Origin of the sequence: Bosea sp. BIWAKO-01 (assembly GCF_001748145.1) — a bacterium.
Classification (GTDB): domain Bacteria; phylum Pseudomonadota; class Alphaproteobacteria; order Rhizobiales; family Beijerinckiaceae; genus Allobosea.
The window spans coordinates 4,164,354-4,188,840 of the sequence record NZ_BCQA01000001.1 but is presented as its reverse complement, the minus strand read 5'-3'; the positions used below and the strand labels follow the sequence as shown (position 1 = coordinate 4,188,840).

Genomic DNA, 24,487 nt, shown 5'->3' with positions numbered 1-24,487 from the left:
CTCGTCATCCGCCGGCAGGACCGAATGCTCAGTTGCTGGCGCCGGGAGCTTCCGCAAGGCCGAGCTTGGCCCCGGTCAGCTCGGCGGCAATCCCGTCCGCGATTCTGACGGCGAGGCAGCGATAGCCGGCGTCGACCATATGGAGCCCGTCCATGCCAACGAGTTCCTCGGCCGTGAACTGCTTTGATCTCGCCCAGCTCTTCATGATTCCGTAACGCGGGAACACCGCAGCGCCCTGCTCCTCCGCGACCTTTGCCAGGACAGCCCGGTAGTCGTCATATTTCGGATAGCGCTCTTCGCGCGGGAGCCAGGGCAGATCGATCAGGACGGTGTCGACATCGGCATCGCGGAGCTTGCGAATTCCCTTCCGCAGGATTTTCGCCAGCTTCTCCTCGCCGATGTCGCGGACAGCGTCGTTGACCGCCGTCTGCCAGATTACCAGCGCCGGCTTCTCCTCAAGGACCTCAGTGTCCATCCGCTGCAGCATGTCATAGGCCGACTGGCCACCAACACCCTTGTTGACGACCTTGACCTCGGCCTCGGGCAGCCGGCGCTTGAGCTCGGACTCGAGAAGCGCGGGGTAGCTGTGGCTGATCTCGCTTGCCCCGGCTCCGGCGGTGGCCGACGAACCGAGCGCGACGATGGTGAGCTTGCCTGTGTCCCGAAGAACCCGCTTGGCGGCCGGCAGCATCGGTTGGAAAGGATACTGGGCTGCTCCCGAACGGCAGCGAAGATCGGCCCGACCAGCAAGCGTCAGGGGCCCGGCCTGAACGGAACTGGAGACAAGTGCGGTCGTCAGGATTGCGGCGCAGAACTGTGCAGCCCGGAAGCCGGCTTCTCTGCGGAACCACGGAGCGCGTTGGACTGATACCACGACAGGAAATTTCCTAGCACTGTCAGGATCGTAATGCCACCGAGACAAACCAGCAACTGTATGCTCAGGGCGAAATAGGTTTCCGCCAGAATGATCTGTCCGATGATCGCGAGCACGATTCCGGTGCAAAAGATCTCAAGGGAATGCCGGCCCAATACTGCAAGTCGCCGTCCGACCACTCCGCAAACCAGCGGCGACTGCGCCGGCACGAAACGCACGAAGAGCCAGGTGAGAGCCGCCAGATGCAGCAGGCGGGTCCAGGCCAGATTGGTCTTGTCGCTGCCGATCTGCAGATTCTCGATCCATTCGTTCAAGGCGGTGATGCCAAACGGATTTCCCGCTGAAACCTTAATGACCAGGGCGAGTCCGACAACAGCAAATGCGAGGGCATCGATGATGGCCGACCTCGGCATGACGACGCCCATCTGCACACCGCGGCCGACGACCACGCCGAGCGTGAAGACGAGCTGCCAGGCGAAGGGATTGAAGAACCAGCCCGGCGTACCCGTATTCGGCAGGTTCACCTCGAAAGCGACCGCGACCTGCCAGATCAACACCGAACCCAGGAGCGCCAGCGCAGGATTGAAGCGCACGGCCCGATAGATCAGCGGAAAGGCGGCCAGCAGCACGATGTAGAGCGGCAGAATGTCGAGATAATTCGGCTGGTAGGTCAGCGTCAGCGCATCGACCAGTGCCGAGAGCGTGTCGTTGAAGAAGGGCTGGATATTGATCGCTTCGATATAGAGCGGGTTCTGGGTGGTCGTTACAGCTCGCGCCACAACCCCGCAGACGATCACGAAAACTGCGATATGAGCGATGTAGAGCGTCCAGATACGGCCGCCGATGCGGAGCGCTCCCATGCCGAGGCCACGGCGCTCGATGACCGAGCCATAGGCGAACGTGGCCGACACGCCAGCCAGGAGAACAAAGATGTCGGCCGCATCCGAAAAGCCGAAATTATGCGGCATCACGGCAGCGACGACGTTTCCCGGCATGTGATTGATGAAGATGATCAGGAGGGCGAGCCCGCGGACGGCATCGATCCGCATGTCGCGTCCCACCGGGCTCGCGGCCAGCGCTCCCGCGCCGCGAAGAAGGTAGCGCCCGAAGGACGGGAAATGCGACACCAGCAGCTTCTCCGGAACGCGAGGAACACGGCCATCGGTGTTTCAGGCCAACCACCCGGACCGCCAAGGCCGGGCCAAACATGAACGGTATCTGCCGATTCCGTTCATCTCACGTTCATATAACGCTATCGATGCGGCCGCTATGGGGAAGCGGGATCACATCTATGTGTCTCCGGAATATGCGCGGAAGATGGCAGCCGTCGCGCGCCTGCCGGAAAGCCGACAGATCGATCAATCACGTCTCCGCGACCGGCGGGGCTTCGCCATCAACGCCTTGATACTATTGATCTTCGAACCCGGCCTCGCATTGCCCATGGCAATGCCGACGCGAGCCAGCCCTAGAAGGGGGGCTCGGTGTGGACCAGTTTGCCGTCGATCAGCAGCCGCTTGATCGCAGAACCGCCCGAGGGCGCAACGGCCGCAACGACTTCTAGCCTGCTGCGTTCCGTGCGCTCGATCGCGAGCCCGGTCCCTTGCGGCACAAAGTAGCTCTCGAGCCCATAGGCGACACGCACTCCGTTGCGGGTTCGCGAGCAATCAACGGTCCCGTTCTCCGCTCGCGGGCACACGCCAGTGGTCAGCACATGACCTTCGATCACCACATCCGCCCCGCTTGCCGGCGGCCTGATCTTGTAGGCTCCGACAGGCCGGGCGAAGCCATCCGTGCCGGGAGTGAGCTGTACATGGATGGGATCGCCGCGGCTGAAGTCGCGGTCCCCCTGGATGCTGGCAAGATCGAGCATGCTGATATCGTAATTCAGGATGACGTAATCACCACGAAACAGGTCACGCGGATCGACTGGCGCCGTCCTCAGCCTCACCTCGCTGCCGGAACGCAGGATGCGGGCTCGGCCTTCGACAAGCATCCCGATCGCGCCGCAGAGCACGATCATCGAGACGAGGGCCCGCAAGGTCGCCGGCACGCGGGCGACGATCCGGTCGGCGACAAGCGCGCCCATCACGCCACCTCCCCAACCGGCCGGGCAAGGCGCGCGAAGAGCCGTCGCGCGCCACTGGCAAGCAGCAGCAGCACCGCGCCTGCGATCAGGAAGAACAGCGACTGGTCGAGCAGGCTGCCGATGGTCTGCCAAAGCAGGATCAGGATGGCGACACCGAACAATGCCGCACCGGCCACGACCAGACGGCGGACTCCGCCGATCGCTCCGGCGGCAATCAACCCCACGGCGCTCGCGAGCACGAGGCTCGCCACCACGACCTTGCCGGACAGGCGCGTCGCACCACCCATCCAGAAGATCGTCGGCACCAAAAGCGCGAACAGGAGAGCGATTCCCAGAGGAACAGCAAAACGCCGCTCGCGCGCCAACGCAACGAAGGCGAACACGCCAGGCACAGCGACGGCATAGGCGAGATAGGCCGGCCAGCTCGCCTGCCCGCCCCGCGACCAGCTGGAATCGAGGATGCGGATCAGTTCGACATTGAGCACCACCATCAGCCCGAGCAGCCCCCAGGGCAGGCAGGCGCTCAGCAGAGCTGGCCCCCCGCGATCCAGCGCCACCGCACCGAGCACGATATAGGAGGCCGAAAGCGCGAGCCCATAGGCCAGGAGCCAGTAGTCGAAGGAGCCACGCAGCCAGTCACCCGGCACGAGCGCCAGCCAGCACGCGAGCGAGAGGACGGCGACATGATGCACGAGCCGGGCCCGGCGCCCCAATGCCAACCACAGCGCCGGCAGGTAGCCTAGCAGGAAATAGAACTGGAGCGAGCCGCCGCTGTCCTGCCAGCGCCCCCAGCTCCAGCTTGCCAGGGCGATGAACGCAACGATCAGGGCGCCGTCCGAGCGCTGCAGGAACGCGACTGCCAATGCGCCGAGCGCGATCAGGAGCGCGCCACCCGGCCAATCCGTCGGCAAATGATACATCTGGCCGACCAGAGCGACACCGGCGGCAAAACAGAGGACACCGCAGGTCGAGGCGGCATCGGCACCAAGCTTGGAACCTCGGGTTTCGAGGCGGGCTGAAATCCCGAGCGCGACCACGATACTGGCCAGGATCATTGCCAGCTTCGTCAGCCGCGGAATCTCCTCCCAGTTCGCCGCGACGAAGGCTGCAACGCTTGCCGCGATGAGCAACCCGCCCAGCATCCCGAGCAGCCCCGGCAGTCGAAAGCCCCCGTCGCGCTGCAGCGAGCCACGAATTGCGGTCGCACTGTCGGAACTGACAAGCCCCTCAGCGACCCAGCGACTCAAATCGGCTTCGAGCCGCTTGCGATAAGATCCCGTCAGCATCCCCGGCACTCTGACATGCGGGGCCCGGATTTGGCGAGCCCCGCATGGATGAGCGTGTTCAGGATGCTGCCATCTCGGCCTTGCGGCGAGCCAGATCCGGAGGCGTCGCCTCGGTGGTGAAGGCCACCAGTGCCTCGTTCAGGCTCATCACAGTCTGCTGCTGGCTGCCGAGACGGCGCACGGTGACCGTGCGCTCCTCGGCCTCGCGCTTGCCGACGGCCAGAATCACCGGAACCTTGGCGAGCGAGTGCTCCCGCACCTTGTAGCTGATCTTCTCGTTGCGAAGATCGGCACGTGCCCTGAGGCCCTGGTTCATGCAGGCAATCGTGACCTGCTCGGCATAGGCATCGGCCTCGGAGGTGATCGGGCAGACCAGGATCTGTTCCGGCGCGAGCCACAGCGGGAAGTGCCCGGCATGATGTTCGATCAGGATGCCGGCGAAGCGCTCCAGCGAACCGCAGATCGCGCGGTGCACCATGCTCGGCGTCTTCTTCTCGCCATCCGAGCCGATATAGAACGCGCCGAAGCGTTCCGGCAGGTTGAAATCGACCTGCGTCGTGCCGCACTGCCAGTCGCGCCCAATCGCATCGCGAAGGACATACTCGAACTTGGGGCCATAGAAGGCGCCCTCGCCCGGGTTGATCTCCGTCTTGATCCGGTTGCCCGATTGCCGGGCGATCAGATCCAGCACCTTGGTCATCACGTCTTCGGCGTGGTCCCACATCGCATCCGTACCGACGCGCTTCTCCGGGCGTGTCGAAAGCTTGATGACGAGATCATCGGTAAAGCCGAAATCGGCATAGACCGAGAGGATCAGGTCATTGATCTTCAGGCACTCCGCCGCCAGGTCGTTCTCAGCGCAGAAGATGTGCGCATCGTCCTGCGTGAAGCCGCGCACGCGCATCAGCCCGTGCAGCGCTCCAGAGGGCTCATAGCGATGGACCGCGCCGAACTCGGCGAGCCGGATCGGCAGGTCGCGATAGCTCTTGAGCCCATGCTTGAAGATCTGGACATGGCCGGGGCAGTTCATCGGCTTCAGCGCGAACATGCGCTGGTCCTTCTCCGGATCATTCGGATGCTCGAGCGCGCCGGCCGATTTCACCGCGAACATGTTGTCCTGATACCAGCCCCAGTGGCCTGAGGTTTCCCAGAGCGACTTGTCGAGGATCTGCGGCGCATTGACCTCCTCGTAATCGGCGGCAAGCCGCCGGCGCATATAGGCGATGATCTCCTGGAACAGGCGCCAGCCCTTCGAGTGCCAGAAGACGACGCCCGGACCCTCCTCCTGGAAATGGAACAGGTCCATTTCCCGGCCGAGCTTGCGGTGGTCGCGCTTCTCCGCCTCCTCGATCTGCTTGAGATGCGCGTCGAGCTCCTCCTGCTTGGCGAAGGCGGTGCCGTAGATCCGCGTCAGCATCGGGTTGTTGCTGTCGCCGCGCCAATAGGCGCCAGCCACCTTCATCAGTTTGAAGGCGTTGCCGACCTTGCCGACCGAGGTCATGTGCGGCCCGCGGCAGAGGTCGATCCAGTCACCCTGAGCGTACGTCTTCAGGGTCTGGTCTTCCGGGATCGCATCGACGAGCTCGACCTTGAAGGCCTCGCCCTTGTCGCGGAAGAACTGCTTCGCCTTGTCGCGGCTCCACTCTTCCTTGGTGAAGGCTTTGTCGCGCGCAATGATCTCGCGCATCTTCTTCTCGATCGGCGCGAAATCCTCTGGAGAGAACGGCTCGTTCCGGAAAAAATCGTAGAAGAAGCCATTCTCGATCACCGGGCCGATCGTGACCTGTGTGCCGGGATAGAGTTCCTGCACGGCTTCGGCGAGCACGTGGGCGCAATCATGGCGGATCAGTTCGAGCGCGCGCGGATCCTCGCGGTTGAGGAACTCGATCTTCGAGTCCTTCATGATCGCGTCGCCGAGGTCCACGACGGTGCCGTCAAGCGCCATCGCGACTGTGCGCTTCAAAAGGGAAGGTGAGATGCCGCCAGCGATCTCCTTGCCGGTGATCCCGGCCGGAAACTCGCGCTTTGCACCATCAGGAAAGGTCAGGGAGATCGTCATCGATCACGGTCCTGCTCACTCGGGGAAACGAACCCCGTAAGTCAAGGCCGGCTGCATCTGTGAAGTCGCGGGAGCCTGCAGCCGGTTTCGGCTCCCGCGTGCGTCTCGCCTATACGAGGCGCGCCAACCGCGCAATCACTCGCAGGTGCAGCATTCCGCCGATTTCGCCCAGGGCCTCCGGCCTGCCACACGCCCGCCAGAATGGCTTGTAAGCTATGCCGGTTCAGACTTGGGAGCGCCCAATGCGCAGGACGGCATTGATTGCCCTCGCCCTTCTCGCGGCACCACCTGCCCTCGCGCAGGACACCGCCGCCATCCGCAAGGCCTGTCAGGAAGACTTCGTCGCCAATTGCCCGGGCGTGAAGCCTGGTGGTGGACGGCTTGTCGCCTGTTTCCGCGAAAGACAGGCCGCATTCTCCGAGGGCTGCAGGGCGGCGATGCAGAACGCCCAGGCCGGAGGCAAGCCACGTTGATCTCGGCGCATGTCCCCCGATGGCAGAGGCCGCTGGACGCGACCTACTCCACGGGAGGCGCATTGACGCCGCGCCAGCGGCCATAGCGCCAGGGCAGGTACCAGCGCGCCTTTGGCGGCAGCTCCTCGCAGACGAGATCGATGCCGCTGGTGCCGAGCGGCGTACAGCGGCAGATCCGCGCGACCCCGATCCAGCCGCCGCGCCAGAGACCAAAGCGCTGGATCGCCTCGTCCGTGTAGGTCGAGCAACTCGGCCAATGCCGACATTGCCGTCCGATCAGCATCGAGATGCTGAGCTGGTAACCGCGAATCAACCAATGCGCGCCAGAACGGGGTGCACGCGCAAAAAGACGTGACAACACGCGCACCGATGTCATTTCATCGTTCTTCGTCATTACCTGTTTCATTTTGAGATTCGCTCATGCTTTGCTCCGCTCCGCGATCGGCCTCCCGTTTCCGCATCGGCGCGACCTCCATTCTGGTTCCCGCCGCCTTGCTTTTGTCCCTGACATCAGCGCCGGCCCAGCAGCGGAACAGCCTCCTCTGGCTTGAGCCCGGCAAGATCGATGTCGCCAAGATCATCGGTCTGCCCCCGGCAATGAACTCGCCCGAGCACCGGAAGGAGTTCGAAGAGGTCTTGCAGATCACGCTGAATCGGACGCCGGAGCGCGAGAAGGCCGCGATCGCCGATCAATACCAGACGCTCGCCCGCTTTCTCGAAGGCATGGGAATCGACGCGCATCTCTCCGAGCACCGCGAGGTTCGCCTGCTTTTCCGCGAAGCGAATATCGAACTCGGCATCGTGCTCCTCAGCGTCCGCCGCCTGACCTCGCGGACCCGGCCCTTTGCGATGTGGAACAAGGTCAGGGTCAAGCCGTGCCCCGGTGGCAGGCCGGAAGGGACCTCCTTCCCCGCCGGCCATGCCGCGACCGCCGCGCTCTATGCCGCGCTGCTCAGCGATGCTGCCCCGGAGATGAAGGACAAGTTCGCGGAGCGCGTCACAAGCTATGGCGAGAGCCGGCTGGTTTGCGGCTTCCATTATGCCAGCGACCTGGTGGCGGGCGAGAAAATCGGCCGACAAGTTGCCGATGCGCTTCTGGCGGACCGAGCCTTCAAGCAGCGTTTCGACGAAACACGTCCCGAAATCCGAAAGTCACTGGGGCTCACCTGAGCGCCGCGACCTTGGCTGCCGGCGCCGCGGCCTCGCGCGCCGCCTCGATCTGACCGATCGCGTCGACCACGGCGTCGAAGGTCAGCATGGTCGAGGCATGGCGCGCCTTATAGTCGCGCACCGGCACCAGAACCGCGAGATCGCTCCATTTGCCGGCAGGCGGCTCGGCATTCTCCTTCAGGATCGCACGGGCCTGCTCGCGAACCGCGCGAAGTTCGCCGGCCGTGGCCCCGATGACATGGCGCGCCATGATCGAGGAGGAAGCCTGCCCAAGCGCACAGGCTTTGACGTCATGCCCGAAGCCGATGACGACATCACCGTCCATCGTCAGATCGACGGTGACGGTGGAGCCGCACAGTCTGGAATGTGCGGTCGCAGTCGCGTCCGGCGTCGGCAATCGCTCGAGCAGCGGGATGTTTCCTGCCAGTTCCAGGATGCGTTTGTTGTAGACGTCGCTCAGCATGACTTGGTCCTCGCCGGCTCTGGAATGACCGGCGCGCGGTTCCAATATAGGGTGGAACGCCTGCGTGCGGGAGATGGGTGGCGCCCGATGATGCCGCAGGAGCAGAACTTGTCGCAATTCTTACGAGGCGACGTGATGTCACGGCGACCCGCCGAATCTGCATCGCTAGGCCTTGGGACACGAACCGTAACGGGAGGCACCACATGATCCCTGTGGTTAAGTCCTTGTCCGTCGAGAGGGCTCTCAGCCCCTCCGCTGACAAGTTTCTAGACAGGCGTCCGACCCAGGAAGAGGCTGAGGAGGCTGTTCGGACCCTCCTTCTGTGGGCGGGCGACGACCCCTCCCGCGAAGGCCTGCTGGAAACGCCGCAGCGCGTCGCCAAGGCCTACAAGGAATTCTACAGGGGCTACTCCGAAAATCCCGACGAGATCCTCGACCGGGTCTTCGAGGAGGTCGACAATTATCAGGACATGGTCCTCGTCCGCGACATCCCGTTCCATTCGCATTGCGAGCACCACATGGTGCCTTTCGTCGGCAAGGCGCATATCGGTTACTACCCCGCCAAGGGAGTGGTCGGCCTGTCGAAGCTGGCGCGCATCGTCGATGTCTACGCCCGGCGCCTCCAGACCCAGGAGGCCATGACGGCGCAGATCGCCCGGATCATCGACAAGGCACTCGAACCGCGCGGCGTCGCCGTCCTGGTCGAGGCCGAGCATATGTGCATGTCGATGCGTGGCGTGCTGAAGCAGGGCTCATCGACGCTGACCACGCAATATACCGGCGTGTTCAAGGACCCTGCCGAACAGGTCCGCTTCTTCACCATGGTCAAGTCGCCTGGCCTGTAGGATTGGCGCGACGCGGCATTGGCGATAACCACCGCAGCCATGATAGAGGGCGCCTCGCGGGATGCGCCCTGTCCTGCTGCGGAGCCGCCAATGTCCAGCTTCCCCGTTTTCTCCGACAAGCACACGCTCGAGGAAGGCACGACGCTGGCGCCGCGCTTCGACACCAGCGGCCTCGTCACTTGTGTGACAACCGACGCCGAGACGGGCGAACTCCTGATGGTCGCCCATATGAATGCCGAAGCCCTTCAACGCAGTATCGCGACGGGGGAAGCCTGGTACTGGTCGCGCTCGCGCAAGGAGCTCTGGCACAAGGGCGCCACCTCCGGGCAGGTCCAGACCATCCTCGAGATGCGCGTCGACTGCGACCAGGATGCCATTTGGCTGAAGGTGAAGGTCGCAGGCGATGGCGGTTGCTGCCACACGGGCCGGCACTCGTGCTTTTACCGGGTGAAGCCGCTGCGCGATGCCGCAGCCGAACCTCTCACCCTGGTCGCCACGTGACGCAGGCCCGCGTTGGTAATCCTTTCACCAATCTAACATTTTTCTGTCAAATCCGCTTGTTAGGCGCAACCGTCGCGCGTGTGATTCAGGTTCTCCTCACTTTCTCGCGAGACGATGGTCCACCCGCGGAGGGTCGGGATCATGTTATGGGATGGTATTGCTCGACGGGCCTTTGGAATGGGCGGCGGCGTGGCCTCTATGAATGATCTTAGTACCGAACCGCTGCTACGGCGCAGCAGCAGACCCAGGATCGGCCTTGCTCTCGGTGGCGGAGCTGCGCGCGGCTGGGCCCATATCGGCGTGATCGAGGTCCTGACTGAAGCGGGCTTCGCCCCCGATGTCATTGCCGGAACATCGATCGGGGCCGTGGTCGGCGGCTGCTTTTCCGCGGGAAAGCTGCCGGCGCTGACCGAATTCGCGATCGGGCTGACCAAGCGCCGTGTCGTCGGACTGATGGACTTCCACATCGGTGGCGCGGGCCTCATCTCCGGTGGTCGCCTGAAGCGTCTGCTTGAACGCGACCTTGTCGGCATCCGCATCGAGGCCCTGCCGCAGCGCTTCGTCGCCGTGGCGACAGAGCTCGGCACGGGACACGAAATCTGGCTGACCCATGGCCCGCTCGTCGAGGCCCTGCGTGCCTCCTACGCGCTGCCCGGCGTCTTCGATCCGGTGAAGCTCGGCGGGCGCTGGCTGATGGACGGCGCACTGGTCAACCCTGTGCCAGTCACCGCCGCACGGGCGCTTGGCGCCGATGTCGTGATCTGCGTCAATCTCAACAGCGACCTCTCGGGACGCGGCACCACCATCCAGAACCACAGCTCGGATCCGGACCCCGATCCCCTGCCCGAGCTCGACATTCGCCCGACTTCGCGCTGGCTGGACGGCATCAGCGGTGCGGCACGGCGCATGCGCGGCTTCCTTGGCCGCGCCAGCAACGATCAGCCCGGGCTCGCCGGCGTGATGGTCGATGCCTTCAACATCACCCAGGATCGCATCTCGCGCTCACGGCTGGCCGGCGACCCGCCCGACGTCATGATCGGACCCAAGCTCGCCAAGGTCGGCCTGTTCGATTTCCATCGAGCCGATGAGGCCATGGAACTCGGCCGCGTCGCCGCACGGCGCGCGCTCGACGAGATCGCGGCCATGGTCGCGAGCAATCACATCGCGGCCGACTGATCCCGGCTGCAAGCTCTGCAGGGCAGACCGGCCTCAGGCCATCGCGATATAATCCCGCATGGCCCGGCTCTCGGCCTCGATCTCGGCGACACGGTGCTTCACGACGTCCCCGATCGAGACGATCCCCGTGACCCGCCCGTTTTCAAGCACCGGAACATGGCGGAAACGGCCCACCGTCATCAGCTCCATCAACTCATCGACGCTGGTCTCATGGCGGCAGGTAACGACCTTGGCCGTCATGATCCGCGAGACAGGGCTTTCCAATGCGGCCGTCCCAGTTTCGGCAAGAGCGCGGATGATGTCTCTTTCGGACAGGATTCCGAGCAAGCTGCCGTCAGCGCCAGTGACCACGACTGCGCCGATACGCTTCTCGCCAAGCGTGCGGATTGCCTCGGCGAGCGTACGATGCGGCTGCACCGAGATGACATCGTGCCCCTTGTTCCCGAGAATCTGCGCGACGTTCATGAACGCGTTCCTCCTGTTTGGCGCGCCATCGCCCTGGCGCGCGAAATCAACGGGAGCGTTGCCCGGCCGATGACGGGTCAAGTCGCCAAAGAGGCCGCCGCAAGCCCTTCGCAGAACCGGGAGTGTGTGCGAAGACCGGGGCGACGGCAAGGCGAATGGCGCGACGCCGCGGGCTGATTGGCGACTTCAGGACCGCTCAGCGCCGTACCGCGCCGCGATCGAGCAGCGGGAACAGCAGGAGTCCGACGAGAAAGCCGCCGATATGCGCCTCCCAGGCAATGCTGGTGTCCTCGCCCAGGATCGGAACCAGCCCCGCTCCGAACAGGAAATTCGTGGCGAACCAGATCACGATGAAGATCAGAGAGCGCGGATTGCGCCAGAGCTGCCCGAAAGGTTCCGCAGGAATCGAGCGCACCACGGCGTCATCCGCCAACCCACCGAAGCGCAAGCCAGGTGCGAAGACGAAGCGGATCGCAGCGGCAGTCGCTCCTGAAACGGCCGCGGAGGCGCCGACCAAAGGCAGCACATCGAGATCGCGTGACCACCAGTGCAGCAGAGCGCCGCCGATCGTCGAAAGCGCCATCAGATTCAGAAAGCGCCCGGTTCCAAGGCGACGCGCCACCGGACTGCCGAAGGCCGCAAGCCAGACGACGTTTGACAGCAGATGCACCCAGGAGCCGTGCAGCAGACCATAGGTGAGCAAGGTCCAGAGGCGCGGGCCGCCATCGGCAATCAGCAACCGCACAAGCTGCAACCGGTCTGCCAGATCCTGCCCGGCCATCCTTTGCGTCAACTCGGCGAGCATGTCCTGCGCACGGCTGGGGTCGAGCCAGAGGCTCAGCCGCGCCGGCACGAAAGCGAGCCAGGACATCAGGACGAAGTCGTCATACTCCGACAGCACGGAGCGCCCGGCCTGGATCAGCGCGAGCGCGGCAATCAGCCAGACGACGGCGGATGGCAGGTTCAGGATCGGTTCGCGCTGTGGCGGGGCCGACGGGCCGGCAGGAATCTGGGACATGCTACGCAACCCTTGCCGAAGCCGCACCTGTGACGCAAGCCGGCCAGTGCTTCCTTTTGCGCGGGCCGAATGAAAAAGGGGAGAGCCACCGGCCCTCCCCCTTCTCGGCTGTGGCCCTGCCGCTGCGCGAAGCATCGGCAGTACGGTCACGCCCCCCCATTCACCCCGATTGCCCCCAGGCCCCGCCTCGCGGCCGGCCCTCGAATTATCTTGCATTTGATAAGCATTTTAACGGGTTATCCACAATGCTAAGATTTCGTTAACCCTAACGAGCCTGCGCCCGTCGTCCTGCCCGTCCCCCATGGCAAGACGGCATGCCCACTGCGTCTCGCGATTCGGCAGGGACCGAAACGTCCCGCGCTCTGACGAATATGTGTCTTTGCGACACGTATTCGGACTTGCGGCGTACGCAGACAGGACAGGATGTCAGAATGAAAAACATGAGCACCCGCCTTGTGTTCGATTACTGGGACGTGCTGCGCGGCGAGCGGTCCGCGCCGGAACGGGGCGAGATCGAACCAGGTGCGCTGCGTCATGCCCTCGCCGACACGTTCGTTCTCGAGAATGAGCCGATCGGGCCTGTCTTTCGGCTGGCCGGCACGCGGCTCTGTGCACTCTTCGGCAGCGAACTGCGCGGACGCGCCTTTGCTGCGCTCTGGCCGGACGTGGAAGCCCAGGGCGAAATGCGCCGCCTCGTACAAACCGTGATGGATGAATCCGCCGGCGCCGTCGCTGGCCTCTCGGCCGAGACGATGAACGGCTCTCCCGTCTATCTCGAACTGCTGTTGCTGCCGCTGCGTTATCGCGGGCGGACCCATGCACGCGTTCTGGGAGCGCTCTCGCCCGCCCTGACGCCGGAATGGCTTGGGCTCGACACCTTGGCGTCCATGCGCATGATCTCGCTCCGAATGCTGTGGCCTTCGGCCCATAGCCAGCGCGCTCCTGAACCCGTTGCACGCTCCATGCCGCCGAAATTCCTGGTCCTTCCAGGCGGTAGAAACTGAAGAGCGAACGTATCGTTAACCCTCCCGCCGCTAGTGTCGGCCCAAATCAGGCTGATCCGATGCTTAGCGCGCAGCACACTTCCCGTACGGCCATCCGCCCTGTCGAGCGCAGGCGGCATCAGCGTATGAAGGTTGTGCTGCTCGGACGCTACATGCTTCCGAACCGCATGGAATACCCTTGCCAGACAGTCGACATCTCCCCGGGCGGCCTGCATCTCGTCGCTCCCGCCAAGGCCCATCCCGGCGAGCGGGTCATCGTCTATCTCGAACATCTCGGGCGTATTGAGGGCATTGCCGTCCGCTCCACGCTGGAAGGCTTCGCGATGACCATCACCGCGACCAGCCGCAAGCGCGAGAAATTCACCGCCCAGCTGACATGGCTGGCCAATCGCGATGAACTGGGACTGCCGGAGGATCGGCGTCACGAGCGCATCATTCCGCGCAATCCCCGCTCGATGCTGACCCTCGATGACGGCTCGGAGCACGTCGTACGGGTGATCGACATCTCGTTGTCGGGCGTCGCCTTTTCGACTGAGCAGCAACTGCCGATCAACACGCCGGTCAAGATCGGCGGCACGGCAGCCAAGGTTGTCCGCCGGTTCGATGGTGGCTACGCGGCGGAGTTCCGCTTCCCGCTCTCTGCCGATGTGCTCGACGAGAATCTCGAGCTCTGACCCGGGCGGGTCATCGCCCCTCTCCCTTTCAAGACATCGTCTCATGCATGACGCCCGAGCGTCGGCGCGCTCTGGCTGTTCCGGAATCTAGGCCGGGCTCAGCCCGTCGATGCCGGCCACGAACGGCATCATCCGGGACGACCGCACTGAAATCCGAGAGCCATGACGGAGCGCGCCCACATGGGCTCGTCTACGGATTCCGGTCATACGCCTCGCCTGAACGGAATGCGACATGCGGGCGGCTCGCAGCCCTCAGCCGGGCGCGCGCCTCGTCGCGTTTCCCCACAGCGTTAATGAAACCTGCCCACAACGTTCAGACCCACCACAGTTAACGAATCGAGAACGCAGCGCTCACATTTCTTACTTCGGCATTTGGAGCTGATTTATACTGTCGGATGATCCGAATACGGAGCGCCTGATTACATAAAATTGCTTGTTTCCATTTCAAACGACGTCCATCCGCCTCACGCATCGTCTGCCCCAGGGACAGGAAAGGGGACGACATGCTTTCTATTCATCGGGGTACGGTTCTGGCAGCGCTGATCGCTGTTGCTGGAATTTCATCGGTTCAGGCCCAACAGGTTGCAGCTCTGCCGGCCGCCGCCATGCCGATTGCGGCCTCGGGCGATGCCCGGGCGCCTTATGCCTGGACGGATTTCTGCAAGCGCAATCCGGTCGAATGCGCGGTCAATACTCAGGAGCCCGAGCGTGTCGAGATGACGCCAAAGCTCTGGAAGACGATTATCGCTCTCAACAACAAGACAAATCGGGAGATCGAAGCGATCACGGACCAGGATCACTGGGGCGTCGTCGATCGCTGGGACATCCCGACCGACGGCAAGGGCGACTGCGAGGATTACGCGCTGCTCAAGCGCAAGCGTCTTGCCGAAGCCGGCGTGCCCCGTCGCGCCATGCTGATGACGGTCGTGATCGACGAGGAGAATGCCGGCCACGCCGTGCTGATGATCCGCACGGATCGCGGCGACTATGTGCTCGACAACAAGCGCAACGCGATCCTGCCGTGGAGCCAGACCGGCTACGTCTACGTCAAGCGCGAGTCGCAGTATCAGACGGGCTGGACCTCGCTCGGCGGCCTCTCGACGCCGACTGTCGCTTCGGCTCGCTGAAGACGAACAAGATTGGCCGCAGCACCACGCTGCCGCGGCCACATGGACGGCGAGGCTCGGTCACGTCCCCACCCCACCCCGTCCCCAGGCCGGGTTTCGCCATAGGGCCGACGCTTCCCCCCGAGGCGTCGGCCCGTCTCGTTTCCGGCCCAGTCCAGTGCGGTTGGATCACCGGACCAGATTTCGTGCCCGGTCCTCGGACCTGAACCTCAGTGTTTGCATCGGCCTTCAGCCGATCTGCTTGAGCCCGGCGGCAAACTGCTTCCAGCGCGCGACATAGGCACGGGCCGAGCCTGCAATGCCGGCAATCGCCGCCTCGTCGAGCGTGCGGATGGCGCGGGCAGGCGACCCCACGATCAGCGAGTTCTCCGGAAACTCCTTGCCCTCGGTCACGAGAGCATTGGCGCCCACCAGGCTGTTGCGGCCGATTTTCGCGCCGTTCAGCACCGTTGCGCCCATCCCGATCAGGCTGTTCTCTCCGATGATGCAGCCATGCAGGATCGCCCGGTGGCCGATGGTGCAGCCCGCGCCGACGCGCAGCGGCGAGCCCATATCGGTGTGCAGGACGCAGCCCTCCTGGATATTGCTGCCTTCGCCGATTTCGATCCATTCATTGTCGCCACGCAGCACTGCGCCGAACCAGATCCCGACGCCGGCTGCGAGCTTCACCCTGCCGATCACGTGCGCGTCAGGCGCAAGCCACCACTGGCCTTCGGCAGGGCATTCGGGGGCAGTCCCGTCGAGCGAATAGAGCGGCATGGGTGGATCATCCTTCTGCAAACCTGCAGCGAGGATTGCAGGGCGTTCGGCCGCTCCGTCAAGCGCCGCCGACGTAATGCAGCAGGTCGAGCACCACACGCCCCGAGGCGACGCTCCAGAGAGACGCCGCCATGCTCGCCAGCATGACGAAGGCAAAGGGCCGGCCATCGCTGCGGCGGCCCCTCACGGTATTGCGAAGGATGAGAAACGGCGCGCTGAAGACAACGACCGGCACGCTCGCGACCGCGGCCAGCCCTCCCGTCTGCAGCAGCTGGAAATCAGCACGCTTCTCGGTGAACAGCTCGAAGGCGCTCGCCATCAGCCCGGCAAAGGCGAAGCCGATGAACAGGGACTGGAGTGCCTCGACGGCAGCGGGTTCGATACGCAACGTCACGGCTCCGGGCGAGAACGCACCTGCACTGTGCCGCATGGTTTACGAAGTGTGAAGAAATCTCGTTAGCGATGGTTAACCCTTGCGCCGCGCGGCAATCCTCGCGCAATCCGCATGGTTTACGGAGCATTAAGGCGCGTCTGTTTCAGTCATTGGCACCTGTTATCGAGGTGCTTGGATCTTGACCGCATACGCGCACCATTCGCCCCAACGCGCCGCCGGCCTCACGACCGTGGTTCGCGCACGCCTGAATCGGCCGCCCCCGCCCCTGCCTCGCGCTGACGGCGCGCTGTGGAAGGCGGCAGCTGCAATCCTGCTGGTTGCCGCCGCAGCAACCGGATACGCTCTCTACGGCCATCGCCTGGCGGCAGCTCCTGTGACCCAGCACCAGCCAGCGCGCGTCGGCCAGGTCTCGCTTCTGGTTCCACAGGATCTGGCCGGCGCCGAACATGAAGACAGCGAGCGGGTGGTCGGCATGACCCGGCTGCGTCTCGACTGGCCGAGTTTCGGTCCCGTGACCGCCCAAAGCCGACGCAAGCTGCTGGTCACGTTGAGCCCGCCCGACAAGGTCAACGAACCGGCGACACAGCTCTCAGTCTATGCCCGCTTCCTGACCCCGACAGTCTGGTCCAATCCGGGCGGGCTTGTCGTACGCGGCTTCCGCAAGGGCTCACCCTATGAGGGCGACGAGCTCTACGTCTCGGTCCCGGATGGGCGAGGCTTTGCAGCGCGCTGCCCGGTGAACACCGGCCCCGCCCCTCTCGACGAACTTTGCCGCGTCACCTTCCGGCACCGCGGGCTTGACGTGAACATCCGCTTCCCGCGCGCCGTCATTGCCGACTGGGAGCTGATGGTCGGCGGCGTCAGGCGCACCATCGATGGGATGATGCGCTGAGCCGCTGATGGCCCTCAGTCTTCGAGATCGACGTCGAGGATTGCCATGGTGAAGTTGAACGAGCGGTCGCCATCCTCGTCGTCGACATGGATGATGCCGATGAACTCTTCACCCAGATAAACCTCGGCCGAATCGGTCTTCTTCATGCGCGCCCGCACGCTGATGCCATGATTGGCGAAGGTGCGCCGAAGATAGGCTTCGAGCTTGGCGAGTTCTGTCTTGTCCACTGGTTGGTCCTTTCAGAGTGGCGGGACGGATGCCATGACCGGGCTGCGAGGGCAAGCGAAACGCTGTTCCGGCCTCGTTCAACCGGAGATCCGAACCTCGCGCTGCGTCACGCTCGCATGACAGCGCTTGCTCCTGCATATCTGCCGCCCTCGCGGTGATCGTGCCATGCTTCATTCCCCACATCGCCAATGATGGATTGCCCGATGACGCCCTGGCTGCCCGCTGCCCTGAATTATGTCTCGAGCTGGCTTGAATTCCAGCGCCGCCATCACGATCAGCCGGGCTGCGCCGTGGCCATCGCGAGCGGCCAGAAGATCGTCCTGGAGGCTGCCTTCGGCAGTGCCGACATCGAAACCGGAGAACCGCTGACGCCGCGCCATGGCTTTCGCATCGCCTCGCATTCCAAGACCTTCACGGCAGCCGGGATCCTGCGGCTGGTCGAGGCGGGCCGCATCAGGCTCGATGACAAGGTCGGCAGCTGTGTCACCGGCCTGCATCCTGACGTCGCCGCCGTGACCCTGGCGCAGCTGCTCTCGAACAGCGCCGGCCTGACCCGAGATGGCGCCGACAACGGCCAGTTCTTCGACCGCAAGCCCTATCTCAGCAAAGACGAGCTGATCGCCGATCTCTCGGTTGCGCAACCCTTTGCGCCCTCGCAGCGCTTCAAATACTCGAACCATGGCTTCGGCCTTCTCGGCCTCGTCATCGAAGCCGTGACGGGCCAGGCCTATCGTGACTGGATTGCCGCCGAGGTCGTCGCGCCTGCGCAACTCAGCGAAACCCGCCCTGATATCGGGCTCTGGGTAGACCGCCCCATGGCCAAGGGTCATAGCCCCAGAATGCCCCTCGGGCGCAGGGTGGTCATTCCCGGAGACAACCCCGGACACGCCATGACCTCCGCTGCCGGCTTCGTGGCCACTGCAGCAGACGTCGCACGTTACTTCGCGCAGCTCTCGCCGCAGGCAGAGCGCAGCATCCTGTCGCCGCTCAGCCGCCGCGAGATGAGCCGCCGTCTCTGGCCCGACGACGAAGCCAGCCTTGGCCGCCATTACGGCCTTGGCACGATTTCCGGCGGACATGGCGACTGGAAATGGTTCGGCCATTCCGGTGGTTTCCAGGGCTTCATCACCCGCACCGCCGTCCTGCCGCAGCAGGACCTGACGATCTCGGTCCTGACCAACGCCATTGACGGTCTGGCCCATCAATGGCTCGACGGCATCCTCCACATCGTCCGGACATTCTCCGATGAAGGTGGCCCCTCGCCCGAGACGGAAGGCTGGGTCGGGCGCTGGTGGAGCATCTGGTCCTGCGGCGATCTCGTCCCCGTCGGCAACAAGGTGCTCTGCGCCAGCCCGGCCCTCTTCACGCCCTTCCTCGACGCCGCAGAGATCGCGGTCGAGGCTCCTGACCAGGGCCGTCTGAGCAAGGCATCGGGCTTCAACAGCCCGGGTGAGACGGCGCGCCTGGTCCGCGACAGCACCGGCGCAATCGAGTCGATCTGGCTCGGCGGCGCCCATCTCGTCTCCGAGGCTGCGCTGCGCGCCGAGATGCTTGATCGCTATGCGAAGGACCGCGATTAGCTCATCGGACCGGATCTCCTATCCGGTCCGATGAGCTGATCTTCCGTATTTTCATCGGCCCGAAAACCGCGATCGACGTTTCGGGCCGTTGGATGGGTCTTCGGCGCCGGGTACGCACCTGCCCGACAGCCGCCACCGGTCAGCGCATGAAGTGCAGCTTCGTGAAGCGGCTGCGCAAGGCCGTGACATCCCGTGCAACGGCCTCGGCGGGCCGAGCCCCGCTCAGGCCTTCGGCGATATAGCCGGCGAGTTCCGGCATGTCGGCAGGCGTCATGCCGAAGCGCACGATCTCGGGCGTCCCGAGCCGCAGGCCGTTGACATCGCCTGCGACGGGCACGATCGGCAGGCCGATCCCGCAACTCAGGATATTGACCTCACGCAGCCGTTTCGCAGCCGCCTGCCCGCCGCCGTAAGGGGCCGCCTCGATGGCGAACTGATGCGATGTCGTGATGCCGCGATCGCGCGCGAAGACCGGGACCTGCCGTTCGACAAGGGCATCGGCCAGCGCCTTGGCGGTCTGTGCCATCATCTGCGCATAGGCGCGGCCATGCGCCTTCCAGTCGAGCAGCGTAATGGCGAGAGACGCCGATTTTGCCGCGTCGAAATTGGCGGTCAGGCCGGGATAGGCGATGGCATCGAGCTTCTTGGCAAGGTCGGCGTCATTGGTGACGATCAGGCCCGAAGGCGGACCGCCCAGGCTCTTGTAGGTGCTCATCGTCATCAGATGTGCTCCCTCCTGCAGCGGTTGCTGCCAGGCATGGCCGGCGATCATGCCGGACATATGGGCGGCATCGAACAGCACGATCGCTCCGACCTCGTCCGCGATGGCACGGATCTCGCGGATCGGATGCGCGAACAGGTTGAGGCTGCCGCCGATGCTGATCAGCTTCGGGCGGAGACGCAGCGCGTCCTCACGCAGCCTGCCGAGATCGACGGTGTAGTTCAGCGCGTCGACCGGCGCGGGATGGGTGATGATACCGTAGAGTCCTGCTGCGCCGGCGCCATGATGGGTGACATGCCCGCCGATATCGCCAGGCGGCGCGATGATGCAGTCCCCCGCCTTCGCCACAGCCATGAACGCATAGAGATTGGCGATGGCACCCGATGGCACCCGGATTTCAGCATAGCGGGCGCCAAAGACCTGTGCTGCAAGCTCCGCGGCAATGATCTCGATCTTCTCGATCGCCTCGAGCCCCATCTCATATTTGTCGCCGGGGTAACCGAGCGAAGGCCGCGCGCCCAGACCGGCCGAGAGCGCCGCCTCCGCCTTCGGGTTCATGATGTTGGTTGCGGGGTTGAGATTGACGCAGTCGCGCTCGTGGATAGCCCGGTTCTCCGTCGTCAACGCCTGGATCGCCCGTTCGGTCGCATCGAGATCCTGCAAGGCGACGGTCTCGGCGACCGTGAGCACATAGTCCTCGCTTGCCGCTGGCACCCAGTCGCGCCTGCCCAACGCCGCCATGTCCGTTTCTCCATCCGGTCGAACCGCAACGCGCGGAACATCATGATTGGAGCCGTTTGCCGCGGCTGGCGCAAACGAGTTATCGTCGCCGCGAGACAGAGAAAATCTAAGGCTCCGACAGGTCGCCATGCCCGTGACGCCACCACGCCCCCGCCTGCCTCCACTCAATGCGCTCCGCGCCTTCGAGGCCGCCGCCCGCTGCGAGAGCTTTGCCAAGGCAGCAGAGGAACTCGGAGTGACGGCTGGCGCGGTGACGCAGCAGATCAGACAGCTGGAGGCAGCGCTCGGGGCCCAGCTCTTCCGGCGGTTGCCACAAGGTGTCGCCTTGACACCGGCTGCCCGTGCGGCGCTGCCGCACCTCAGCCGTGGCTTCGATCTGCTGGCATCGTCGATGCAGGAACTGGGCGGCGGACATGAGAGCCGCACCCTCACCGTCGCCGCCCTGCCCTGCATCGCCCAGCTATGGCTCTCACCGCGTCTTGCCGGGCTTCAGCAAGCGTTCCCCGGATTGCAGGTCTCGGTCTCGGCCATGGAGCAACCACCGAACACAAGGCACGAGCTTTGCGACATCGCCATCTTCTATCTGGCGGACGGCAAGGCCGCGCCATCGGCGCTCGCGTTCGACCCAGATGCGATCACACCGGTCTGCTCTCCCGCCCTGGCATCCCGGCTCCAGACCGTTGCCGGCCTTGCCCATGAGACCTTGCTGCACGACGCGGTCTGGCGCAGCGACTGGGCACGCTGGCTGGCCTCGACCGATGCCGGCGAGATCGTCGACCCGGCGCGTGGCCCGTCATTCTCGCTCTACAGCGTCGCGCTCGATGCTGCACTGTCAGGTGCTGGCGTGCTGATGGGCCGGCTCAGCCTGCTCCAGCCCTACCTTGCCGATGGTCGGCTGGTCGCGCCGCTTGGACCTGCGTTGACGACGCCGGACCGGATGACCCTGCTGTTGCCGGCACAAGGCCACCCCCGCCGCCAGGAGGTCGCAGACTGGCTGCGGGTGTCAGGACGGGGTGGGGCTCAGATGTGAGCGCCGCAGTCGCCGGCGAGAATCTGGTCCATGGAGCGCGACGGCTCGGCACAGCCAGCTTCCCCGACCACCTTTGCGGGTACGCCGGCAACGGTGGTGTTGCGCGGCACCGCAGTCAGCACGACTGAACCGGCTGCGACACGAGCGCATTTGCCGACTTCGATATTGCCGAGGATCTTGGCGCCGGCGCCGATCAGGACACCCTTGCGGATCTTCGGATGGCGGTCGCCGCTCTCCTTGCCGGTGCCCCCCAGCGTCACGTCCTGCAACATCGAGACATCATCCTCGATCACAGTCGTCTCGCCGACCACGAGCCCCGTCGCATGGTCGAGGAAAATGCCCTTGCCGATCCGCGCCGCTGGATTGATGTCGGTCTGGAATACTTCGGAGGAACGGCTCTGCAGATAAAGCGCGAAATCGCGGCGCCCCTGGTTGAGCAGCCAATGCGCTAGCCGGTGGCCCTGCAGCGCGTGGAAGCCTTTGAAGAACAGCACGGGCTCGATCAGCCGCTTGCAGGCCGGGTCGCGGTCGAGCACCGCGAGAACATCGGCGCGCATGCCTTGCGCGATCTCGGGGTCGGCAGCGATGGCCTCGGCAAAGGCCTGCTCGATCAGATCCGCCCCAAGCGCGGGATGCGCGAGCCGCGCCGCCACGCGATGGCCGACCACTGCCTCGAAACTCGGCTGGTTGAGAATCGAGGCCAGAATCAGGCCGCCCAGCGCTGGCTCGATGCCGAGCGCCTGTTCGGCCTCGCGCCGCAGCCGGGTCCAAACCGGATCGACCCTGTCGAGTCCGGTGACCGGGTGGCGCGATTCTACGACGGAGCGCCCTGACGGCATGATCGTTCTCCGGAATGCGGTGTGTTTCAGAACGGCACTCTAGCACGGCGGCATGCTGCAATGCCAAACAAGAACGCGGCCTTGCCCTGCCTGGACCGCAGAGAAGCCGGCATCAAACCTGGGATATCTGCCCCAAAGCACTGCATCCGCCGGCATGTCATCGCGGGGCGATGAAATCGTCGGCTCAGAGCCATCTCAGGAAATCGAGCACCGCCTGCTTATGGGTCTTGTCGCCGACTGCGAGGTTGTGATCACGCCCCTCGATCGCGAAAGCCTCCGCATTCGGAATGAGAGCAGCGAGCTCCTGCCCGGAGCCCGCGACATCGTCCTTGGTTCCGACGCTGACCAGAGTCGGCATCGCGATACGGCCGACCTCGTCTGGCGTGAGCGTCTGCCGCGACCCGCGAATGCAGGCTGCGAGCGCCTTGAGATCGCTCTTGTTGGCGTCCGCAAAGGCACGAAACATCCGCTGCATCGGGTCGCTCAGGACATCGAGGGAAGGAGCCTCCATCGCATCTGCAATGCCGAGCGGCAGGCCGACGCCCTCGACAAGATGGATGCCGAGTCCGCCGAGCAGCAGCGAACGCAGGCGCTGCGGATGGGCAAGTGCGAGATGGGCCGAGATACGCGCGCCCATCGAATACCCCATCACATCCGCCCGCGCGATTTCGAGGTGGTCCATCAGGCGGCGTACATCCTCCGCCATGATGTGCGACGAATAGGCCTCCGGCTCATGCGGTTTGTCGCTCTGGCCGTGGCCGCGATTGTCGAGCGCAACGACCCGGTAACCCGCATGGGTCAATGTCTTCGTCCATTGCGTATTGACCCAGTTGACCATGTGGCTGGAGGCAAAGCCATGGACCAGGATGATGCTCTCGCCGCGCGGCGCGTCATTGGTCGGGGCGAGGTCGATGAAGGCGAGATTGACGCCGTCCGAGGAGAATTTCTGCATGGCACGTCGCGGAAGCTGCGGGGGGTCTGCTTCACCTGCCATGCAGGAGCGACTTTGTGTAGCTGTGTTTCCGCCGCTTGCCTATGAAGGCTGATATGAGCCACGCCGAGACGGCCCCGACATCGTCGCTTCCAAGCCGCCGGATCGACCTTGTCGATCTTGCCCGCGGCCTCGCTCTGCTGGCGATGTTCGTCTACCACTTCGCCTATGATCTTTCCCATTTTGACCTAATTGCAACCAATGTCCCCGCCCATCCCGGCTGGAGCGCGTTCGCCCGCCTGATCGCAGGGTCCTTCCTGACCATCGTCGGCTTCAGCTTGGTGCTGGCGACGCGCAGGGGCGTGAACCTGCCCGCCTATTTCCGCCGGCTGGCCATGGTCGCGGGCGCCGCAGCGCTGGTCACGATCGCGACCTGGTTCGCCATGCCGGAGAGCTTCATCTACTTCGGCATCCTCCACAATATCGCGCTCTCCAGCGTGCTCGCCCTGCCCTTCCTGCGACTGCCGGCCGCTGTCCTGCTCTTGTTCAGCGCCCTGTTATTCGCACTGCCACTGCTTCCTCCGCCGCAAATGCTCGATCAGCCCTGGCTGCTCTGGCTCGGTTTCGCCCATCTCTCCGGGGTAACCGCCGATTTCGTACCGATCGTACCCTGGTTCGGATGCGTGCTGGCAGGCATGTTTCTCGGGAAGGTGGCGCTCGTCAGACAGGGAAGCTGGAGTCACTGGCAGGCGCGTTCGCTCCCCGCCCGCGTCATTGCCTGGGGCGGGCGGCACAGCCTGAGCGTCTATCTGCTGCACCAGCCGATCTTCATCGGAGTGCTGCTCATCGTGATGCGGCTGGCCGTCGGCCCCGAGCAGGAAGCTCGCCCGTTTCTGATCTCCTGCCTGCGCAGCTGTGTCAGCGCCGAAACCTCGCTGCAAGTGTGCGAAAAGGCCTGCAACTGCGCGATCGATGGCCTCAAGCGCGACGGACTCTGGCGGAAAGTCCTGTCGAACACGCTCACCCGCGAGGAAAGCGCGCGCACCGGGTCCATCGCTGGTGCTTGCTTCCGGGCGCCCTGAGGCGCTTGCGCACACTGGCGCGGGCCGGCGTGACGGGTTAGAGGTGGGGCAAATCAACGCAAGAGCATG

Annotated in this window: 27 protein-coding genes; 12 read left to right on the top strand and 15 right to left on the bottom strand. The window is 64.5% G+C overall.

Translation table 11 applies throughout. The annotated features are described in order from the left end of the window. Positions 1-28: 28 nt before the first annotated feature. The 5 genes from BIWAKO_RS19565 to thrS all read right to left on the bottom strand — a co-directional run bounded on the left by BIWAKO_RS19565 (position 29) and on the right by thrS (position 6,305). Positions 29-874 carry an SGNH/GDSL hydrolase family protein gene (locus tag BIWAKO_RS19565; RefSeq protein WP_465247408.1) on the bottom strand — a complete coding sequence of 282 codons (846 nt, stop codon included), beginning with the start codon at positions 872-874 and terminating at the stop codon, positions 29-31. Beyond that, a complete protein-coding gene (locus tag BIWAKO_RS19560; protein ID WP_069880076.1) occupies positions 796-2,001 on the bottom strand; it encodes an OpgC family protein in 1,206 nt (401 codons plus the stop codon). Before BIWAKO_RS19560 ends, BIWAKO_RS19565 begins: the two co-directional genes overlap by 79 nt. Before the next feature lie 338 nt (positions 2,002-2,339). Next, entirely contained in the window at positions 2,340-2,960 is a 621-nt protein-coding gene (locus tag BIWAKO_RS19555) for a GDYXXLXY domain-containing protein (protein ID WP_069880075.1), read from the bottom strand. Next, a complete protein-coding gene (locus tag BIWAKO_RS19550; RefSeq protein WP_069880074.1) occupies positions 2,960-4,246 on the bottom strand; it encodes a DUF2157 domain-containing protein in 1,287 nt (428 codons plus the stop codon). The genes BIWAKO_RS19555 and BIWAKO_RS19550 overlap by 1 nt, the downstream gene beginning before the upstream one ends. A 58-nt stretch (positions 4,247-4,304) precedes the next feature. Further along, complete coding sequence (gene thrS, locus BIWAKO_RS19545; RefSeq protein WP_069880073.1) at positions 4,305-6,305, bottom strand: threonine--tRNA ligase; 2,001 nt, start codon at positions 6,303-6,305, stop codon at positions 4,305-4,307. Positions 6,306-6,547: 242 nt separating this feature from the next. On the opposite strand from thrS, the gene BIWAKO_RS19540 reads away from it, so the two are divergent. Further along, entirely contained in the window at positions 6,548-6,778 is a 231-nt protein-coding gene (locus BIWAKO_RS19540) for a hypothetical protein (protein WP_069880072.1), read from the top strand. 43 nt (positions 6,779-6,821) lie between these two features. Here BIWAKO_RS19540 and yidD read toward each other — a convergent pair whose 3' ends face one another. Continuing rightward, on the bottom strand, positions 6,822-7,154 hold the full coding sequence (gene yidD / locus BIWAKO_RS19535) for a membrane protein insertion efficiency factor YidD (protein WP_069882635.1): 333 nt from the start codon (positions 7,152-7,154) through the stop codon (positions 6,822-6,824). 44 nt (positions 7,155-7,198) lie between these two features. Between yidD and BIWAKO_RS19530 the strand changes: the two genes are divergently transcribed. Next, the gene (locus BIWAKO_RS19530) at positions 7,199-7,948 is read left to right on the top strand and encodes a phosphatase PAP2 family protein (protein ID WP_069880071.1); all 750 of its coding nucleotides are present in this window, start codon (positions 7,199-7,201) and stop codon (positions 7,946-7,948) included. On the opposite strand, the gene BIWAKO_RS19525 is transcribed toward BIWAKO_RS19530, so the two are convergent. Beyond that, positions 7,941-8,411 (bottom strand): iron-sulfur cluster assembly scaffold protein, encoded by a 471-nt coding sequence (locus BIWAKO_RS19525; protein WP_069880070.1) that lies wholly within the window; start codon positions 8,409-8,411, stop codon positions 7,941-7,943. The two genes, BIWAKO_RS19530 and BIWAKO_RS19525, sit on opposite strands and share 8 nt — an antisense overlap. Before the next feature lie 203 nt (positions 8,412-8,614). Here BIWAKO_RS19525 and folE point away from each other — a divergent pair, with 203 nt between their 5' ends. From folE to BIWAKO_RS19510, 3 genes are all read left to right on the top strand, one after another. Next, a complete protein-coding gene (gene folE, locus BIWAKO_RS19520) occupies positions 8,615-9,256 on the top strand; it encodes a GTP cyclohydrolase I FolE (RefSeq protein ID WP_069880069.1) in 642 nt (213 codons plus the stop codon). 90 nt (positions 9,257-9,346) lie between these two features. Continuing rightward, positions 9,347-9,757: a phosphoribosyl-AMP cyclohydrolase gene (hisI, locus tag BIWAKO_RS19515; protein ID WP_069880068.1), complete on the top strand. Its 411-nt coding sequence runs from the start codon at positions 9,347-9,349 to the stop codon at positions 9,755-9,757. Positions 9,758-9,898: 141 nt separating this feature from the next. Continuing rightward, positions 9,899-10,933 carry a patatin-like phospholipase family protein gene (locus tag BIWAKO_RS19510; protein ID WP_069880067.1) on the top strand — a complete coding sequence of 345 codons (1,035 nt, stop codon included), beginning with the start codon at positions 9,899-9,901 and terminating at the stop codon, positions 10,931-10,933. A gap of 33 nt (positions 10,934-10,966) precedes the next feature. On the opposite strand, the gene BIWAKO_RS19505 is transcribed toward BIWAKO_RS19510, so the two are convergent. Together BIWAKO_RS19505 and BIWAKO_RS19500 are read right to left on the bottom strand one after the other, a co-directional pair. After that, a complete protein-coding gene (locus BIWAKO_RS19505) occupies positions 10,967-11,398 on the bottom strand; it encodes a CBS domain-containing protein (protein ID WP_069880066.1) in 432 nt (143 codons plus the stop codon). Between the two features lie 196 nt (positions 11,399-11,594). After that, the gene (locus BIWAKO_RS19500) at positions 11,595-12,416 is read right to left on the bottom strand and encodes a rhomboid family intramembrane serine protease (RefSeq protein ID WP_176733359.1); all 822 of its coding nucleotides are present in this window, start codon (positions 12,414-12,416) and stop codon (positions 11,595-11,597) included. A 440-nt stretch (positions 12,417-12,856) separates the two neighbouring features. Between BIWAKO_RS19500 and BIWAKO_RS19495 the strand changes: the two genes are divergently transcribed. The 3 genes from BIWAKO_RS19495 (at position 12,857) to BIWAKO_RS19485 (ending at position 15,221) form a co-directional block, all read left to right on the top strand. Beyond that, positions 12,857-13,420 carry a PAS domain-containing protein gene (locus BIWAKO_RS19495; RefSeq protein ID WP_244523487.1) on the top strand — a complete coding sequence of 188 codons (564 nt, stop codon included), beginning with the start codon at positions 12,857-12,859 and terminating at the stop codon, positions 13,418-13,420. Between the two features lie 59 nt (positions 13,421-13,479). Continuing rightward, on the top strand, positions 13,480-14,094 hold the full coding sequence (locus BIWAKO_RS19490) for a PilZ domain-containing protein (RefSeq protein ID WP_069880064.1): 615 nt from the start codon (positions 13,480-13,482) through the stop codon (positions 14,092-14,094). 503 nt (positions 14,095-14,597) lie between these two features. After that, positions 14,598-15,221 carry a transglutaminase-like cysteine peptidase gene (locus BIWAKO_RS19485; protein WP_069880063.1) on the top strand — a complete coding sequence of 208 codons (624 nt, stop codon included), beginning with the start codon at positions 14,598-14,600 and terminating at the stop codon, positions 15,219-15,221. 228 nt (positions 15,222-15,449) lie between these two features. On the opposite strand, the gene BIWAKO_RS19480 is transcribed toward BIWAKO_RS19485, so the two are convergent. After that, entirely contained in the window at positions 15,450-15,980 is a 531-nt protein-coding gene (locus BIWAKO_RS19480) for a gamma carbonic anhydrase family protein (RefSeq protein ID WP_069880062.1), read from the bottom strand. Between the two features lie 58 nt (positions 15,981-16,038). Next, the gene (locus BIWAKO_RS19475; RefSeq protein WP_069882633.1) at positions 16,039-16,368 is read right to left on the bottom strand and encodes a DUF6949 family protein; all 330 of its coding nucleotides are present in this window, start codon (positions 16,366-16,368) and stop codon (positions 16,039-16,041) included. A gap of 184 nt (positions 16,369-16,552) precedes the next feature. Between BIWAKO_RS19475 and BIWAKO_RS19470 the strand changes: the two genes are divergently transcribed. Then, entirely contained in the window at positions 16,553-17,266 is a 714-nt protein-coding gene (locus BIWAKO_RS19470) for a hypothetical protein (RefSeq protein WP_069880061.1), read from the top strand. A 14-nt stretch (positions 17,267-17,280) separates the two neighbouring features. Here BIWAKO_RS19470 and BIWAKO_RS19465 read toward each other — a convergent pair whose 3' ends face one another. Next, positions 17,281-17,493 (bottom strand): DUF3126 family protein, encoded by a 213-nt coding sequence (locus tag BIWAKO_RS19465; protein WP_043237178.1) that lies wholly within the window; start codon positions 17,491-17,493, stop codon positions 17,281-17,283. A 204-nt stretch (positions 17,494-17,697) separates the two neighbouring features. Here BIWAKO_RS19465 and BIWAKO_RS19460 point away from each other — a divergent pair, with 204 nt between their 5' ends. After that, the gene (locus tag BIWAKO_RS19460; protein WP_069882632.1) at positions 17,698-19,074 is read left to right on the top strand and encodes a serine hydrolase domain-containing protein; all 1,377 of its coding nucleotides are present in this window, start codon (positions 17,698-17,700) and stop codon (positions 19,072-19,074) included. A gap of 139 nt (positions 19,075-19,213) precedes the next feature. Here the strand turns inward: BIWAKO_RS19460 and BIWAKO_RS19455 are convergent, their stop codons facing one another. Continuing rightward, complete coding sequence (locus BIWAKO_RS19455) at positions 19,214-20,536, bottom strand: serine hydroxymethyltransferase (RefSeq protein WP_069880060.1); 1,323 nt, start codon at positions 20,534-20,536, stop codon at positions 19,214-19,216. Positions 20,537-20,663: 127 nt separating this feature from the next. Between BIWAKO_RS19455 and BIWAKO_RS19450 the strand changes: the two genes are divergently transcribed. Then, on the top strand, positions 20,664-21,566 hold the full coding sequence (locus BIWAKO_RS19450; protein WP_069880059.1) for a LysR substrate-binding domain-containing protein: 903 nt from the start codon (positions 20,664-20,666) through the stop codon (positions 21,564-21,566). On the opposite strand, the gene cysE is transcribed toward BIWAKO_RS19450, so the two are convergent. Continuing rightward, positions 21,557-22,405, bottom strand: a complete 849-nt coding sequence (gene cysE, locus BIWAKO_RS19445; protein WP_069880058.1) for a serine O-acetyltransferase — start codon at positions 22,403-22,405, stop codon at positions 21,557-21,559. The genes BIWAKO_RS19450 and cysE overlap by 10 nt on opposite strands. Before the next feature lie 184 nt (positions 22,406-22,589). Then, positions 22,590-23,357, bottom strand: a complete 768-nt coding sequence (locus tag BIWAKO_RS19440; protein ID WP_069880057.1) for an alpha/beta fold hydrolase — start codon at positions 23,355-23,357, stop codon at positions 22,590-22,592. Positions 23,358-23,452: 95 nt separating this feature from the next. Here BIWAKO_RS19440 and BIWAKO_RS19435 point away from each other — a divergent pair, with 95 nt between their 5' ends. Further along, positions 23,453-24,418, top strand: coding sequence for a heparan-alpha-glucosaminide N-acetyltransferase (locus tag BIWAKO_RS19435; protein ID WP_069882631.1), 966 nt, complete (start codon positions 23,453-23,455; stop codon positions 24,416-24,418). The last annotated feature ends 69 nt before the right edge of the window (positions 24,419-24,487 follow it).

Bases quoted from the DNA above. Each gene is read 5' to 3' on its own strand.
- BIWAKO_RS19490 (WP_069880064.1), top strand. From the start codon at position 13,480: ATGCTTAGCGCGCAGCACACTTCCCGTACGGCCATCCGCCCTGTCGAG.
- BIWAKO_RS19510 (WP_069880067.1), top strand. From the start codon at position 9,899: ATGTTATGGGATGGTATTGCTCGACGGGCCTTTGGAATGGGCGGCGGC.
- BIWAKO_RS19540 (WP_069880072.1), top strand. From the start codon at position 6,548: ATGCGCAGGACGGCATTGATTGCCCTCGCCCTTCTCGCGGCACCACCT.
- BIWAKO_RS19480 (WP_069880062.1), bottom strand. From the start codon at position 15,980: ATGCCGCTCTATTCGCTCGACGGGACTGCCCCCGAATGCCCTGCCGAA.
- BIWAKO_RS19435 (WP_069882631.1), top strand. From the start codon at position 23,453: ATGAGCCACGCCGAGACGGCCCCGACATCGTCGCTTCCAAGCCGCCGG.
- BIWAKO_RS19460 (WP_069882632.1), top strand. From the start codon at position 17,698: ATGACGCCCTGGCTGCCCGCTGCCCTGAATTATGTCTCGAGCTGGCTT.
- yidD (WP_069882635.1), bottom strand. From the start codon at position 7,154: ATGACATCGGTGCGCGTGTTGTCACGTCTTTTTGCGCGTGCACCCCGT.
- BIWAKO_RS19450 (WP_069880059.1), top strand. From the start codon at position 20,664: ATGCCCGTGACGCCACCACGCCCCCGCCTGCCTCCACTCAATGCGCTC.
- BIWAKO_RS19495 (WP_244523487.1), top strand. From the start codon at position 12,857: ATGAGCACCCGCCTTGTGTTCGATTACTGGGACGTGCTGCGCGGCGAG.
- BIWAKO_RS19500 (WP_176733359.1), bottom strand. From the start codon at position 12,416: ATGTCCCAGATTCCTGCCGGCCCGTCGGCCCCGCCACAGCGCGAACCG.
- cysE (WP_069880058.1), bottom strand. From the start codon at position 22,405: ATGCCGTCAGGGCGCTCCGTCGTAGAATCGCGCCACCCGGTCACCGGA.
- BIWAKO_RS19525 (WP_069880070.1), bottom strand. From the start codon at position 8,411: ATGCTGAGCGACGTCTACAACAAACGCATCCTGGAACTGGCAGGAAAC.
- hisI (WP_069880068.1), top strand. From the start codon at position 9,347: ATGTCCAGCTTCCCCGTTTTCTCCGACAAGCACACGCTCGAGGAAGGC.
- BIWAKO_RS19530 (WP_069880071.1), top strand. From the start codon at position 7,199: ATGCTTTGCTCCGCTCCGCGATCGGCCTCCCGTTTCCGCATCGGCGCG.
- BIWAKO_RS19455 (WP_069880060.1), bottom strand. From the start codon at position 20,536: ATGGCGGCGTTGGGCAGGCGCGACTGGGTGCCAGCGGCAAGCGAGGAC.
- BIWAKO_RS19550 (WP_069880074.1), bottom strand. From the start codon at position 4,246: ATGCTGACGGGATCTTATCGCAAGCGGCTCGAAGCCGATTTGAGTCGC.
- BIWAKO_RS19485 (WP_069880063.1), top strand. From the start codon at position 14,598: ATGCTTTCTATTCATCGGGGTACGGTTCTGGCAGCGCTGATCGCTGTT.
- BIWAKO_RS19555 (WP_069880075.1), bottom strand. From the start codon at position 2,960: ATGGGCGCGCTTGTCGCCGACCGGATCGTCGCCCGCGTGCCGGCGACC.
- BIWAKO_RS19505 (WP_069880066.1), bottom strand. From the start codon at position 11,398: ATGAACGTCGCGCAGATTCTCGGGAACAAGGGGCACGATGTCATCTCG.
- BIWAKO_RS19440 (WP_069880057.1), bottom strand. From the start codon at position 23,357: ATGCAGAAATTCTCCTCGGACGGCGTCAATCTCGCCTTCATCGACCTC.
- thrS (WP_069880073.1), bottom strand. From the start codon at position 6,305: ATGACGATCTCCCTGACCTTTCCTGATGGTGCAAAGCGCGAGTTTCCG.
- folE (WP_069880069.1), top strand. From the start codon at position 8,615: ATGATCCCTGTGGTTAAGTCCTTGTCCGTCGAGAGGGCTCTCAGCCCC.